This is a genomic window from Frigoribacterium sp. CFBP9029, from assembly GCF_034045305.1.
GTDB lineage: Bacteria > Actinomycetota > Actinomycetes > Actinomycetales > Microbacteriaceae > Frigoribacterium.
The window spans coordinates 262143-275955 of record NZ_JAXCWB010000002.1 but is presented as its reverse complement, the minus strand read 5'-3'; the positions used below and the strand labels follow the sequence as shown (position 1 = coordinate 275955).

Annotated in this window: 14 protein-coding genes; 4 read left to right on the top strand and 10 right to left on the bottom strand. The window is 70.0% G+C overall.

Annotated features, from left to right (window positions below):
- Position 1: 1 nt before the first annotated feature.
- Together SOM11_RS03825 and SOM11_RS03820 are read right to left on the bottom strand one after the other, a co-directional pair.
- Entirely contained in the window at positions 2-457 is a 456-nt protein-coding gene (locus SOM11_RS03825) for an NUDIX hydrolase (protein ID WP_192060414.1), read from the bottom strand.
- Positions 454-1221 (bottom strand): SDR family oxidoreductase, encoded by a 768-nt coding sequence (locus SOM11_RS03820; RefSeq protein ID WP_192060413.1) that lies wholly within the window; start codon positions 1219-1221, stop codon positions 454-456. The genes SOM11_RS03825 and SOM11_RS03820 overlap by 4 nt, the downstream gene beginning before the upstream one ends.
- A 182-nt stretch (positions 1222-1403) precedes the next feature.
- On the opposite strand from SOM11_RS03820, the gene SOM11_RS03815 reads away from it, so the two are divergent.
- The 4 genes from SOM11_RS03815 (at position 1404) to SOM11_RS03800 (ending at position 4257) form a co-directional block, all read left to right on the top strand.
- On the top strand, positions 1404-1883 hold the full coding sequence (locus SOM11_RS03815) for an NfeD family protein (RefSeq protein ID WP_192060412.1): 480 nt from the start codon (positions 1404-1406) through the stop codon (positions 1881-1883).
- A gap of 3 nt (positions 1884-1886) precedes the next feature.
- The gene (locus tag SOM11_RS03810; RefSeq protein ID WP_320477221.1) at positions 1887-3008 is read left to right on the top strand and encodes an SPFH domain-containing protein; all 1122 of its coding nucleotides are present in this window, start codon (positions 1887-1889) and stop codon (positions 3006-3008) included.
- Positions 3005-3784: a glycerophosphodiester phosphodiesterase family protein gene (locus SOM11_RS03805; RefSeq protein ID WP_320477220.1), complete on the top strand. Its 780-nt coding sequence runs from the start codon at positions 3005-3007 to the stop codon at positions 3782-3784. The genes SOM11_RS03810 and SOM11_RS03805 overlap by 4 nt, the downstream gene beginning before the upstream one ends.
- Before the next feature lie 107 nt (positions 3785-3891).
- The gene (locus tag SOM11_RS03800; RefSeq protein WP_192060410.1) at positions 3892-4257 is read left to right on the top strand and encodes an RNA polymerase-binding protein RbpA; all 366 of its coding nucleotides are present in this window, start codon (positions 3892-3894) and stop codon (positions 4255-4257) included.
- 12 nt (positions 4258-4269) lie between these two features.
- Here the strand turns inward: SOM11_RS03800 and lnt are convergent, their stop codons facing one another.
- The 8 genes from lnt to SOM11_RS03760 all read right to left on the bottom strand — a co-directional run bounded on the left by lnt (position 4270) and on the right by SOM11_RS03760 (position 13767).
- A complete protein-coding gene (gene lnt, locus SOM11_RS03795; RefSeq protein ID WP_320477219.1) occupies positions 4270-5886 on the bottom strand; it encodes an apolipoprotein N-acyltransferase in 1617 nt (538 codons plus the stop codon).
- A 48-nt stretch (positions 5887-5934) separates the two neighbouring features.
- Positions 5935-8436 carry a DEAD/DEAH box helicase gene (locus SOM11_RS03790; protein WP_320477218.1) on the bottom strand — a complete coding sequence of 834 codons (2502 nt, stop codon included), beginning with the start codon at positions 8434-8436 and terminating at the stop codon, positions 5935-5937.
- Positions 8437-8440: 4 nt separating this feature from the next.
- Entirely contained in the window at positions 8441-9196 is a 756-nt protein-coding gene (gene tatC / locus SOM11_RS03785) for a twin-arginine translocase subunit TatC (protein ID WP_243213481.1), read from the bottom strand.
- Positions 9197-9271: 75 nt separating this feature from the next.
- Positions 9272-9556, bottom strand: a complete 285-nt coding sequence (gene tatA / locus SOM11_RS03780) for a twin-arginine translocase TatA/TatE family subunit (RefSeq protein ID WP_243213479.1) — start codon at positions 9554-9556, stop codon at positions 9272-9274.
- Between the two features lie 79 nt (positions 9557-9635).
- A complete protein-coding gene (locus SOM11_RS03775) occupies positions 9636-10622 on the bottom strand; it encodes a WYL domain-containing protein (protein WP_320477217.1) in 987 nt (328 codons plus the stop codon).
- Positions 10615-11640, bottom strand: coding sequence for a WYL domain-containing protein (locus SOM11_RS03770; protein ID WP_320477216.1), 1026 nt, complete (start codon positions 11638-11640; stop codon positions 10615-10617). The genes SOM11_RS03775 and SOM11_RS03770 overlap by 8 nt, the downstream gene beginning before the upstream one ends.
- Before the next feature lie 68 nt (positions 11641-11708).
- Positions 11709-12632: a hypothetical protein gene (locus SOM11_RS03765; RefSeq protein WP_320477215.1), complete on the bottom strand. Its 924-nt coding sequence runs from the start codon at positions 12630-12632 to the stop codon at positions 11709-11711.
- Between the two features lie 103 nt (positions 12633-12735).
- Positions 12736-13767, bottom strand: coding sequence for a tRNA (adenine-N1)-methyltransferase (locus tag SOM11_RS03760; RefSeq protein WP_243213474.1), 1032 nt, complete (start codon positions 13765-13767; stop codon positions 12736-12738).
- Positions 13768-13813 lie beyond the last annotated feature (46 nt).

The window sequence follows — 13813 nt, the reverse complement described above, 5'->3', positions numbered from 1 at the left end:
CTCAGAGGATGCGGCGCAGCAGCGGCACGAGCGCCGCCGGTTCGACGGCGTCGTCGGCCGCGTCGAGTCCGTCGAGCTCGTCGATCGTGAACCAGCGCGACTCGAGGATGTCGACGCGTTCGTCGTCCGTCCAGCCGGCGTCGTCGATCTCGAAATGCGGCAGTCTGACGATGAAGAACTCGGCGTGACCGTGCGTGTGATCAGCGTCGTCCCACGGGACGACGAAGTCCTCGACGTACACGACGTCGCCCGGGTCGGTGATGATCTGACCGGTCTCCTCGCGGAGCTCCCGGATGGCCGCTTCGGCCTGGGTCTCACCCGGGTCGACTCCCCCGCCGGGTGTGATCCAGCGGGCGACGCCGCTGGTGTCGGGGGCCTTGGTCAGCATGAGCAGGACCCGGCCGTCGTCGTCGACGACTATCAACCGAGACGTCGCCCGGACGACCCGCTCGGTCATGACAGGGGCGCGAAGTCGCTCGTGTCTCCGACATAACGGGTGTGATCGGTCGGCACCGGGTCGACGGCCGCAGATGCGACCTCCGCCGCGAACTCGGCGACGTTGTACAGCTTGCCGGCGCTCTCCTTGCGCGACGAGATGGCGCCGGGGTTCGAGCGCTCGAGGAGGGTCGCCGTGATGGTGCCCTCGATCATGTCGCCGGAGACCACGACGAACTCGACGCCGGCCGCCTCGAGCTGCGGGATCATCGCGCGCAGGGCGTCTTCGCCGGCCCGCTTGCTGAGGGCGACGGGCAGGTACTCGGGCATCGTCTCGGTCGTCTCGATGAAGTGCGCCTGGTGGCTGGTGACGAAGACGACCCGCGAACCCGGGGCCAGCAGCGGCAGCGCGGCGGTCAGCAGCTCCACCTGGGCGTCGCGGTTGAGCTTGAGGGCGTAGTCCTCGGCCATGCCGCTCTCCATGCCGCCGGAGGCGTTCATCACGAGGATGTCGAGCCCGCCGAAGCGCTCGCCCACCGTGGCGAACATGCCCCGGACGCTCTCGGGATCGGTGAGGTCGGCCCCGATCGCGATGGCCTCTCCCCCGGCGGCCTCGATCTTGTCGACGAGCTGCAGCGCCCGGCGCTCTTTATTGCGGTAGTTGACGACGACCTTGGCACCGGCCTCGGCCAGGTACGCGATCGTGTCGGCGCCGATGCCGCGCGATGAACCGGTGACGAGGGCACGGGCGCCGGACAACGAGCCGGCGGCGAGGGGGTTGGACAAGGCGTACTCCTGACTGAGCGGGCGGAACGGGGTGCGGATGCTGCGGGGCGCCGAGGAGGTGCGACGTCGATCTCGACGGAGCGCGCCTCCCTGAGGACCAGCCCCGAGACTACCAAGCACCTACTCGACGTCGGTGGGAGGTGATACTTTTCCATAACAGGGGAACTGAGGGAGGTTCGGGGATGGACGTCGTCGCCCAGTACGCATGGATCATCTGGATCGCGCTGATCCTCCTCTTCGTGGTGATCGAGGTCACCACCCTCGAGCTCACGTTCCTCATGCTCGCCATCGGGAGCGGCGGCGGACTCGTCTCCGGTCTGCTCGGCGCACCGTGGTGGCTGCAGATCGTCACCGGCGGCATCGTCGCCGTCCTCCTGCTCTTCACCGTGCGGCCGGCTCTGCTCAAGGCGCTGAAGAAGGGCGGGGATCCGACGCCGAGCAACATCGAGGCCCTGCTCGGGCTGCATGGCACGGTCGTCGTGCCCATCGGGCTCGACGCCGGGCAGGTCAAGCTGACCAACGGCGACACGTGGACCGCCCGACTGCTCACGACTCCCCCGATGCCGGGCGAGTCCATCACACCTCTCGACACCGGCGCGCCGGTCGTCGTGACCGCCATCCAGGGGTCGACCGCTCTCGTCGTCCCCGTGCGAAGGGACTAGCCCATGGATTCCGTCACCCCCGCCACCGTCGCCACGATCGTGGTGGTCGCCATCGTCGTCGTGCTCGTCCTGGTCGTGCTCTTCCGGGCCGTGCGGATCATCCCCCAGGCCAGCGCCGGTGTCGTCGAACGACTCGGCCGCTATCACAAGACGCTCAACCCGGGTCTGAATCTGCTCGTGCCGTTCATCGACCGCGTCCGGCCGCTGATCGACATGCGCGAGCAGGTGGTGTCGTTCCCGCCCCAGCCGGTCATCACGGAAGACAACCTGGTGGTGTCGATCGACACCGTCGTGTACTTCCAGGTGACCGACGCCCGCGCGGCCACCTACGAGATCGCCAACTACCTCGGGGCCGTCGAGCAGCTCACCACGACGACCCTCCGGAACGTCGTCGGCGGTCTGAACCTCGAGGAGGCGCTGACCAGTCGCGACAACATCAACGGGCAGCTGCGGGTGGTCCTCGACGAGGCCACCGGCAAATGGGGCATCCGGGTCGGCCGCGTCGAGCTCAAGGCCATCGATCCGCCCCTGTCGATCCAGGACTCGATGGAGCAGCAGATGCGCGCCGAGCGGAACCGACGTGCAGCCATCCTCACGGCCGAGGGGACGAAGCAGTCGCAGATCCTCGAGGCCGAGGGCATGCGTCAGGCGGCGATCCTCCGAGCCGAGGGCGATGCGAAGGCGCAGGTGCTCCGAGCCCAGGGCGAGGCGGAGGCGATCCAGACCGTCTTCAACGCCATCCACGCCGGCGATCCCGACCCCAAGCTGCTGGCCTATCAGTACCTGCAGACCCTCCCGAAGCTGGCCGACGGGTCGGCGAACAAGCTCTGGATCATCCCGAGCGAGCTGACCGAGGCCCTGAAGGGCATCGGCTCGGGCTTCTTCGCTCCCAAGAACCCCGACGCACCGGGCTGGGTGCCCCGGCCCGGGCCGTCGGTGGCGGACATGGACGCCACACCCGATCTGGCGAGCACGGTCGACCTCGGATCGGAACCCGACCTCGGATTCCCGACCGTGACCGAGCCCGGCTCCGTCGACCCGGCGAGCGGATCGGCCGACGGCCCGACCGCCGCCCCGAACGGATCGGACGACGGGTCGGCGACTCCCCCGAGCGACCGACCGTGACGACGCACGCGGCTGATCGCCCCACCCGGTGGTTCGACCCCGAGACTCCCCGGCTGCTCGCCCATCGCGGACTGCACACCACGGCGCCCGAGAACACCATGCTCGCCTTCGCGGAGGCGATCGCGATCGGTGCCGACTACCTCGAGACCGACGTGCACGCCACTCGTGACGGAGTCGCGGTCATCAGCCACGACGCCGACCTGCGACGACTCGCAGGTCGCGACCAGCGCCTCCTCGACCTCGACTGGTCGGAGGTCTCCAGCATCCGCCTGCCCGACGACCAGACCATGCCCTCCCTCGTCGAGGCGCTCGACGCGTTCCCCGAGACGCGTTTCAACATCGACGTGAAGTCGGACGACGCCGTCGAGCCGACCATCCAGGCCATCCGCCGGGCCGGTGCCGTCGATCGCGTTCTGGTGACGTCGTTCGACCAGTCGCGCCGCGCCCGCACGGTGGCCGGGCTGCCGGGTGTCGCCACCTCGGCCTCGTCTCGTCTCGTCGTCTCGGCCGTCCTGATCGGGGTGATCCCCCTCCGATCCGTCCGACGCCGTCTGCTCGCCACGGTGCTCGCGGGCTGCGGGGCGATCCAGGTGCCCGAACGGCGAGGGCCGGTCACGATCGTGACCGCCCGGCGGGTCGCGGACCTCGCCTCGGTCGGGGTCGAGACCCATGTCTGGACGGTCGACGACCCCGCGGACATGCACCGCCTCGTCGCGCTCGGGGTCGCCGGGATCGTCACCGATCGGGTGGATCTGGCACTCGAAGAACTGCGTTGACCAGGCATCTCCGCACTGTGAAGGCACTGTGAAAGGCCGTCGGGCGAAACAACCGCACCGAATTCCGGGTTACAACGGGAGATTGCACCGCGAGAGGAGACCACACAATGGCAGATCGCAGTTTGCGCGGTATGAGACTGGGTAGTCAGAGCCTGCAGAGCGAAGAGGGCGTCGAATTCTCGCCCCGCAAGAAGGCCGTCTACCAGACGACCGACGGCACGACGTTCGAGATGGTGTTCGCCGCCGATGCGGACATCCCCGACATCTGGCAGTCGCCGAAGAGCGGCCTGGAGGGGCGTCTTCTGACTGCCGACGGGAAGCTCGTCGAGATCGACGAGGCCGACGTGAAGGTTCCGAGGTCGCACTGGGACATGCTGCTCGAGCGTCGCACGCGCGACGAGCTCGAGGAGCTGCTGCAGGAGCGGCTCGACTTCCTCCGGGCCCGCAAGGGTCAGGTGAAGATCGGCGCCTGAGCCGCAGCCCGGTCAGCGCACCAGGACGGCCCCGTCACCGCCACGGATCGTGGTGACGGGGCCGTTCGCGGTGTCACGGGCGGCCCGGCGTCGGCCCCTCCACAGACCGGCCATCAGGAGCGTGGCGAGGCCGAAGAACGACACGAGCAGTTCGATCGCCCGGCTCGCGACGACGGCAGGGGTCGTGCCCGTGCCCAGATCGACCGTGGTGACCATCGTGCCCGGCTCGTAGTCGCGCGTTCCGTCGACGACGTCGCCGTGGGCGTCGATGACCCGGGTGGAGGCGACGGTCGACACGTTGACGACCGATCGGGCCGTCTGGATGGCCCGCATCTTGGCGATGGCGAGCTGCTGCTCGTTCTCGTCGGTCTGCCCGGGTCTCGACCCGAAGTCGGCGTTGTTGGTCTGCGCGACGATGACCTGGGCGCCCTGATCCATCATGTTCGTGATCAGCTGGTCGTCCACGATGTCGAAGCAGATGGAGATGCCCGCCACGAAGTCGCCCACATCGATCGCCTCGTCGCGCGTGCCCGGCGTGTAGTCGCGGCCGATCAGGTCGATCAGCTCGGGTGCGAACGGACGCCAGAAGGCGCGATCGGGCACGTACTCGCCGAACGGCACCGGGTGCTTCTTGTCGTACTGGCCGACGACCTCGCCGTCGTCCCACAGGATCGACGAGTTGTACGTGGTCTCGCCGTCGGGGCTCTCGGTGATGACACCCGACAGGAGCGGTGCGCCGTAGCCCCGGTTGATGGCGTCGAAGACATAGCGGCCGAACTCGTCCCGGGTCGGATCGCGGTCGCTGCCGCCCTCGGGCCAGACGATCAGATCGAGGTCGTTCGCGGCGGGGTCGAGCCCCTGCATCGCCAGCACCTGCGAGTCGGTCAGGTCGCCGTAGGCGCGATCGGCCGAGTCGAAGTAGCCGGCCTTGCCGTTGCCCTGGACACCCGCGATCGTCGCCGTGCCGTCGGTGAAGGTCGGCCATGCCGGGACGGCCAGCGCCGCCGCGATCACGATGGCACCGGCCAGGACCCGCGTCGAACCCCGGATGGTGCTGAGCAGCGCCAGTTCGATCAGGACGGCGACGACGGCGACCATCAGGAAGCTCAGGCCCGAGATGCCGAGATAGGCGACGAGACCCTTGAACGGGCTCTCGGACTGGCTCAGGGCGACCCTGCCCCAGGCGAAGCCGCCGTAGGGCCAGTTGCCGGCGATGAACTCGCGGAGGGTCCACAGCCCGGCCACGACGACGGGCAGCAGCAGCGCGCGCCCGAGGGTGCCGGGCCAGACGTCGGGCACCCAGCGGTAGGCCAGGGTGATGAGCACGGCTCCCCCGGCGAAGAACAGCGCCTCGAGACCCGCCAGCGCCGCCCACGGCACCACGCCGAGGAAGAGCGTGGCCCACTGGATGTGGATGAGATAGAACGACAGCCCCGCGACCAGCCCGACGAGGAACGCGCTGCCGGCTCGGCGGCCCCTCAGCGCGACGAGCACCAGGCCGATGCCGACGAACGTCAGCGGCCAGACGTCGCCGTCGGGGAACCCCGCGTCGAGGACGGGCCCGGCGAACAGGGCCACGACGAGGGCCAACCAGAGGGGCAGACGGAGCTCGGTCACACGGGAGGGCACCTCAGGATTCTAGGTCGACCCGGCTGGGAGCCTCTCCGCCCGTGGTCGTCAGACCGCCGAATAGGCGACGATGCCGCGCCGGACGGCGTCGAGGGCCTGCCGCGCCGTCGGACCGACCGGCAGATCGGCCACCACCGACAGCTGGTCGAGGAGGTCGATCGTCTGCTTCGTCCAGCGGACGAAGTCGCCGGCCGCCAGTTCGGCGTCTTCGAGGACGCTGTCGAGACTGGCGCCCCGTGCCCACCGGTGCATCGCCAGCGCGAGGCCGGGGGCCGGGGGGATGCTGCCCGGGAGTCGGTGCTCCTGCTCGAGGTCGTCGAGCTCGGCCCAGAGCTTCTGCGTCTCGTCGAGTGCCGTCCGGTACTCGCCCCGCGGGAGGAACCGCTCGGCGAGCTGCCCCTCGTCACGCCTCGGCTCGTAGACGAGCGTGGCGGCCATCGCGGCCAGGGAGGGGACGTCGAGCATGTTCCAGAGACCCAGTCGCAGGCACTCGGCCACCAGGAGGTCGCGATCGCCGTAGATGCGCCGCAGGGTGCGCCCGGCCGGGGCGACGTCCACCTCGACGGTCGCGGGGAGCCGACCCGTGCCTCCTCGGGACGACGCCGGACGGGACTCCGAGGAGGCGCGGGGCACGAGATACCCCCGGTCGAGCAGCACGTCGGTCACCCGGTCGAAGACCTTCGCCACCGCACCCGTGCGGCTGCGGATCTGCGCCGACAGCTGATCGGTCTGCTTCTTGAGCTTGAACCACCGCTCGGACCACCGGGCGTGCTGCTCGCGATCGGGACAGGCGTGGCACGGGTGCTGACGCATCTCACGCCGCAGGTCGCCCAGCCGGCGCTGACGCTTCTCGTGCTCGCTGCGCGACTGGGCGTCGGCCCGCGCCGCGCCCTGCTTCTCGAGGTCGCCCAGCTCGCGACGGATGAGCGTGTACTGGCGGAAGTCGCCGAGGTGGCACTCCATGCTCGCGGCGTAGCCGTCGAGACTCGCCTGCTGCGTGCGCACCTTGCGGGCGAGATCGACGACCGAGCGGTCGGCCTGGAACTGCGCGAACGAGGTCTCGAGCACCTCACGGGTGCGTGAACGGCCGAACTGCTCGATGAGGTTGACCGCCATGTTGTACGTCGGGCGGAAGCTGGAGTTCATCGGGTACGTGCGCCGCGATGCGAGGGAGGCGACCGCCTGCGGGTCGAGCCCCTGCTGCCACTGGATGAGCGAATGGCCCTCGACGTCGATGCCGCGGCGACCGGCACGCCCCGTGAGCTGCGTGTACTCCCCCGGGGTGATCGGGACCCTGGCCTCGCCGTTGAACTTCTCGAGCTTCTCGAGAACGACCGTGCGGGCGGGCATGTTGATGCCGAGGGCGAGGGTCTCCGTCGCGAAGACGACCTTGACCAGCTTCTTCTGGAAGAGCTCTTCGACGACCTCCTTGAACGCCGGGAGCAGACCGGCGTGGTGCGCCGCCACTCCGCGTTCGAGTCCGTCGAGCCACTGCCAGTAGCCGAGCACGGCGAGGTCCTCGTCGCGGAGCGTGCGGCACCGGGCCTCGACGATCTCGCGGATCTCCTGGCGTTGATCGGCGGTCGTCAGTCGGATGCCGGATCGGAGGACCTGCTTGACCGCCTGATCGCAGCCCACCCGGCTGAAGACGAAGAAGATGGCCGGCAGCAGATTCTGGTCGTCGAGCATCTCGACGATCTTCCAGCGGTCGAGTCGACCCTGAGCCTGCTGGATGGGGGCCATCACATGGCCCCGCGGCCCACGCCTCGAACCGCCGTCGCCTCGACGACCCGACCCGCCCTTGCGCGAGAGGGATGTGGCCCGCAGCAGCTCGGGGTTGACGCGGTTCGTGGCCGCCTGGCCGCTCGAGTCGAAGAGGTCGAGGAACTTGCCGCCGACCAGGACGTGCTGGTCGAGGGGCACGGGGCGGTCTTCCGAGACGATGACGTCGGTGCCTCCCCGCACCGTCTGCAGCCAGTCGCCGAACTCCTCGGCGTTCGAGACCGTCGCGCTCAGGGACACGAGACGGACGTCGAGCGGGAGGTGGATGATGACCTCCTCCCAGACGGCGCCCCGGAACCGGTCGGCCAGGAAGTGCACCTCGTCGAGCACGACGTAGCGGAGGTCGTCGAGCATCTCGGACCCCGCGTAGATCATGTTGCGGAGCACCTCGGTCGTCATCACGACGATGCGCGCACGGGAGTTGACGTTCGTGTCGCCGGTCAGGAGGCCCACCTCGGACGCACCGTACTCGGCCACGAGCTCTTGGAACTTCTGGTTGCTGAGCGCCTTCATCGGCGCCGTGTAGAAGACCTTGTCGCGGGCCTGCTGCATGGCGAGATGGATCGCGAACTCGGCGACGAGGGTCTTGCCGGCCCCGGTCGGGGCGGCCACGAGCACGCTGTTGCCCTGTTCGACCGACTCGCATGCGGCGATCTGGAACGGATCGAGGGCGAAGCCGAGACGGGAGCGGAACGACTGCAGCTGCGGCGTGCGCACCCTGTTCTTCGAGGCGGCGAATCGTTCGGCGGGGCTCGCTTCGGTGCTCATGAGGTCATCCTGTCGCGAGTTCGGCGTCGAGGGCCGCCGCACGTTTCGCGACCCGGCGATCGTGCAGCCAGGCCACGCCGGCGGCGGCGAAGTAGAGCACCACCATCGGGACGGCGAGGAGGAACATGGAGAAGACGTCGGCCGCGGGGGTGGCGATCGCCGTGAACAGGGTGATCAGCAGGATCGCGACCCGCCAGCCCTTGATGATCGACACGGCCGAGATGACGCCCACGAAGTTCAGGAGGACCAGGAACACGGGCAGGACGAAGGCGATGCCCACGGCGAGGACCAGTTTGAGGACGAAGTCGTAGTACTGCTTCGCGTCGATGATGGCGGCGTCCTGCTGCGCCGCGAAACCGGTGAGGACCTCGACGATGTGCGGAAGGACGAAGAGTCCGCTCGTGCAGCCGAGGAGGAACAGCGGGATGGCCGTGCCGATGAAGCCGATGGCGTACAGCTTCTCGCGGCGCACGAGCGCGGGGACGATGAAGGCCCAGATCTGATAGAGCCAGACGGGACTCGAGATGATGACCCCGACCGTCACCGAGATCTGGATGCGCAGGTCGAAGCTGGAGCTGACGCCGGGGTAGTTCAGGGTCGCCTCGCGGGAGCGGGCCTCGGCGATGCGGGTCACGGGCTCACGCAGGAAGTCGAGGACGAACTGCGAGAGGAACCACCCGGCGATGCTCGCCACGATGAGGGCGAGTGCGGCCAGGAACAGCCGCTTGCGGAGCTCGATGAGATGCGCCCCGAGAGACATGCGACCGTCTTTGGCCCTGCTTCTCGGCTGCTGCTCTCCGCCGCTGCGGCCACGAGTCGTCGTCGTGGCCACGGATCAGGACTTCGGCGGGAGGTCGCTCTGCGACGGGCGGACGACCGGACCGTCGGTGGTCGGACGAGCCGTCGCGTCGTCGCGTCGGCTGTACTCGTCGCGGCGGGCGTCGTCGCGACGGGTGTAGTCGTCGGACGGTGCCTTGTCGTCGTCGCGGACCTCGTTCTTGAAGATGCGCATCGACTGGGCGATGCTCTTCGCGAGCGCCGGCAGCTTGGGAGCGCCGAACAGCAGGAGGATGATCGCCAGGACGATGATGAGGTGGAATCCGGTGAGGTTTCCGAGCATGAGGTGTTCTCCTTGCGTGGCAGGGGAGGTCTCAGTCTAACCCCGGCTCCACTCCCCCGAGCTGAAGCCCGAGCGGTCGTCAGGAACGCGGGTCGGCGTCGTAGCCGGCCAGCGCCCGTGAGGCCCAGTCGCCGACGGCTGCGCGGGCGGCGATCGGCGAGACGACCTCGGGATCGCCGGGCAGGCCCGCCACGAGTCGCGCGACCGTCCCGAACTGGCCGACGCGCACTCTCAGACGGGAGCGACCGTCGTCGAGGGGCTCGACGTCGTCCGGGGCGTAGTCGGCGAGGAGGGGCGCGGCCGCCGAATCGATGTCGATCGTCACGGTCTCGTCGTCGGGCGACCCCTCGAAGAGGGTGTCCGGCAGGACGACGTCCGACGGGCGGTGCGCGAGCGGCTCGTCGGTCAGGGCCGGTCGGGCGATCCGGTCGAGCCGGAACGTCCGCAACGCGTGTCGCAGATGGTCGTAGCCGCGCAGGTACCAGTCGGCGTCGACGGACTCGACCCGCAGAGGGTCGACGCGCCTCCGCTCGACGACGTCACGGACCCCCGCGTAGTCGAACTCGAGCTGGCGACCCTGGGCGACGGCCAGCTCGACGAGGGACAGGACGTCGCTGGTCTCGCGCTGGTCGACGGCGACCTGGCTCGGAGCGGACGACGCGCCCCGTGCGAGCTTGGACATCAGGGTGGCGATGGCGGCGCGATCGGCGTTCTCGGGAAGCGACGACAGGTACTGCAGACCCGCGATCAGCGCCGCGGCCTCACGGGCCGAGAAGCGAGGCGACTCGTCGATCGCCACCATGTGCGTGAGGACGATGACGTCGTTCTGCTCGAAGTCGTCCCACGCGATGTCGAAGAGGTCGTCGTGCTGGTACTGGTTCGTCTCGCCGGGCACGCCGGATACGGCGATCAGCTCGACCGCCCGGCGGATCTCCCCGACGGACACGCCGAAGTGCTCGGCGGCCTCGGCGACGGAGACCCGCCCCCGATCGATGAGGTACGGCACCAGGGAGAGCAGGAAGGCCAGCTTGTCGGTGGCGTGCAGGGCGGATCTCTTCTCAGCCATGGTGACTCCCCCCGGCGGCGCGGACCTCGGTGTGGACGGCGACGAGCCGACGCAGCCGCGCGATCACCAGGTCCCTGACCGAGGCGGGCTCGAGCACGGTCACCTCGGGCCCGAAGGACGCCAGCTCGTCGGCGACGATCTGCTCGTCGGAGAAGTGGATCTCGAGGAGGCAGTCGTCGCGGACCACCGTCGAGCGTCGTTTGGTCAGTCTGGTCTCGGCGTCGGAGCCGGCGACCACGCGGATGAGCGCCGTCCTGGTGCGCCAGACCTCGTCGAGCGCCGCGAGGGCCGACTCCGCCGTCGCATCGACGGGACGCTCGACGGCGACCGCGGTGATGACGACCGGGCCGATGATGCGCGACAGCAGGAAGGTCTTCCGGCGGCCGGTGTCGGGCTCGAGGCACGAGACCATCCAGCGGCCCTGATGCTGGATGAGGGCGAACGGAGCGACCTCGCGCCTCCTCGCCTCGGACTCGCCGGGCTTCAGATAGGGGAACCGCACGAGCACTCCACGGTCGAGCGCGTCGCGCAGCGGTTCGAAGGCGGCGTCTCGCGAGCGGATGCGAGGGGCGTAGTCGAGCCCGGGGACGGTCGCCGTGCCGCCGAGCGAGCGGAGCTTGAGGAGCGCGCGTCTGCTCTCGCCCGAGAGCGTCCCCTCGCGCCAGACCATGGCGGCGAGGGTCAGCAGCGCGGTCTCCTCCGATGAGAAGGCGATGTCGAGGGGAAGCTCGTACGCGCCGCGGGGTATGCGGTAGCGGAGCATCTGGTTGTTGCCCGACGCCGCCGGGTCGTCGAGGGTCTCGAGCGGCACGCCCAGCTCGCGGATGTCGTCTTTGTCGCGCTCGAACTGACGCTCGAGAGCGGTGTTGTCGCCGTTCGGCGAGTACTTCTGCCGATAGCCCTGGACCGTGGCGAGGATGTCGGACTTCGTCAGGCCGGGCTCGGTCGCGAGGAGGGCGAGGACGAGGCTGAAGAGGCGCTCTTCGACGGGTACGCGAGGGGCGCGGGCGGCTGACACGGGTCGAGCCTAGGCCACGGCCGGGGTGGGGCGCCCCGGCCGTCGCGGCGCGTGGATCGACGTGCCGGTCAGAGCGAACCCAGGACGTCGAAGACGTAGACGTAGGTGCTGGGGTTCTCGTCGCTGGCGGGGACGACCGTCATGACCTGCGACCCGACCGTCTGACCGACCAGCGCGTCGCGGAGCGCGGCGGGCAGGGTCTGGTCGTCGAGCGCCACCGTCGTCGCGGTGTCGCCGTTCGTCCACGTCGACCCGGCCACGGTCGACGGCTCCGCCCAGGTCACCGCCGTGAACTGCACGACCGCCGTCGAGTCGGCGGTCAGCCGCGACCCGTCTCCTTCGCGGACGAGGTGCGTCTGCTGCGTGGTCGGCGCCGGGGCGACGGGGACGGTGATGCCGGGGGCGCCGTCGGGTGCCGTCACCACGGCGGGCAGGCCGTCGGCCCCGGGGACGAGGCGTCCGTTCGCCTTGGCCAGGAACGACTGGCGGATGTCGACCACGGCGATGTACGCGGCGTCGGGGTCGTCGCTCGCGGGGGCGGTCGAGCCGGACAGCGACGCCTGGAGCTCGGAGGCCTTCAGGGCGACGACCACGCGCGAACCGACCGTCGAGCACTCCAACGCGTCGGCCAGGGGCGCGAGGGCCGAGCCGCCGACGGTCACCGGGTTGCCGATGGAACCGTCGTAGCCGCTGTTCTCCACCTCCGTGCCCGTGCTGCCGTCGAACAGCGTGTAGTCGATGAGGACGGGCGAGCCGTCGACCAGACGGGCGCCGTCGCCCTCGATCACCGTCGAGACCTGGGTCTCGGTCGTGACGATCGGACTGGGCACGGTCGCCTCGGGCTTCTCACCGAACGCACCCGTCGCGGTCACGACCGAGGCGGCGTCGCCCGTGGGCGGGCAGCCGGCCGACCCGGGGGCGGCGCTGGTCGCGCATGCCGAGAGGGAGGCCACGAGGCCGAGGGTCACGACGAGTGCGGGGATCTTGCGCACGGGTACTCATTTCGTTGCGGCGGCCGGCGGGCCGGGAGGCGGCCGGGGCCGCGGATGCGGGAACAGCCTAGTCGGGGTGGGAGGGCGGGGAGATCGGCGCCGTTCAGGCGGAGGGCGACGGGTCGCCGGCCGACCTCGAGGTCGCGTCGGACTCCGTCGCGGCCACGGCGGCGTCGGCGGCCGACCTCGCCTGGCGCGCCGTCTTGCGCAGCTTCTTGTCGCTGGCCGTGCGGTCGCCGAGGGCGCCGGGGGTCCAGAGCTCGACGTCCTCGTCGGAGTAGTCGGACTTCGACGGACGGCGCTTGAGCTGCGGCAGCTCGGCACCCGGCGCGAGCCGTCGTGCCGTGATGAGGAACCCGGTGTGCCCGATCATGCGGTGGTCGGGACGGACGGCCAGCCCCTCGACGTGCCAACCGCGGACGAGCGTCTCGGAGGCGTCGGGCTCGGTGAAGACGCCGGATGCGCGGAGGGCCTCGGCGACGCGCGAGAGCTGGGTCGCCGTGGCGACGTAGCAGACGACCAGTCCGCCGGGCGTGAGTGCGGCGGCGGTCGCGTCGACGCACTCCCAGGGGGCGAGCATGTCGAGCACGACGCGGTCGACCGTGCCGTCGGGCATCGTCTTCGGCAGCTCGTCGACGAGGTCGCCGACCGTGACGCTCCAGTTCGGCTGCTCCGAGCCGAAGAAGCTGACGACGTTGCCCTCGGCGACGTCGGCGAACTCCTGACGGCGCTCGAACGAGGCCAGTCTGCCCTCGGGGCCGATCGCCCGCAGCAGCCAGAGCGAGAGGGCGCCCGACCCCACCCCGGCCTCGACGACGGTGGCGCCGGGGAAGATGTCGGCGAAGGCGACGATCTGGGCGGCGTCCTTCGGATAGACGATGGCGGCACCGCGCGGCATCGACATGACGAAGTCGCTGAGCAGCGGGCGCAGGGCCAGGTACTCGTCGCCGGTGGTGCTCGCCACGACCGAGCCGTCGGGCAGACCGACGAGCGCGTCGTGGGCGATCATGCCCCGGTGGGTGTGGAACACCGCGCCGGGGGTCAGCACGACCGTGTTCATCTTGCCCTTCGGGCCGGTCAGCTGGACCTTGTCGCCCTCGAGGAAGGGGCCGGACTGGCGACGGGTGGCGGTCATGCGGTGCTGCTTTCGGTCGGAGGGGCGGCTCGGTCGAGGGCCGGGA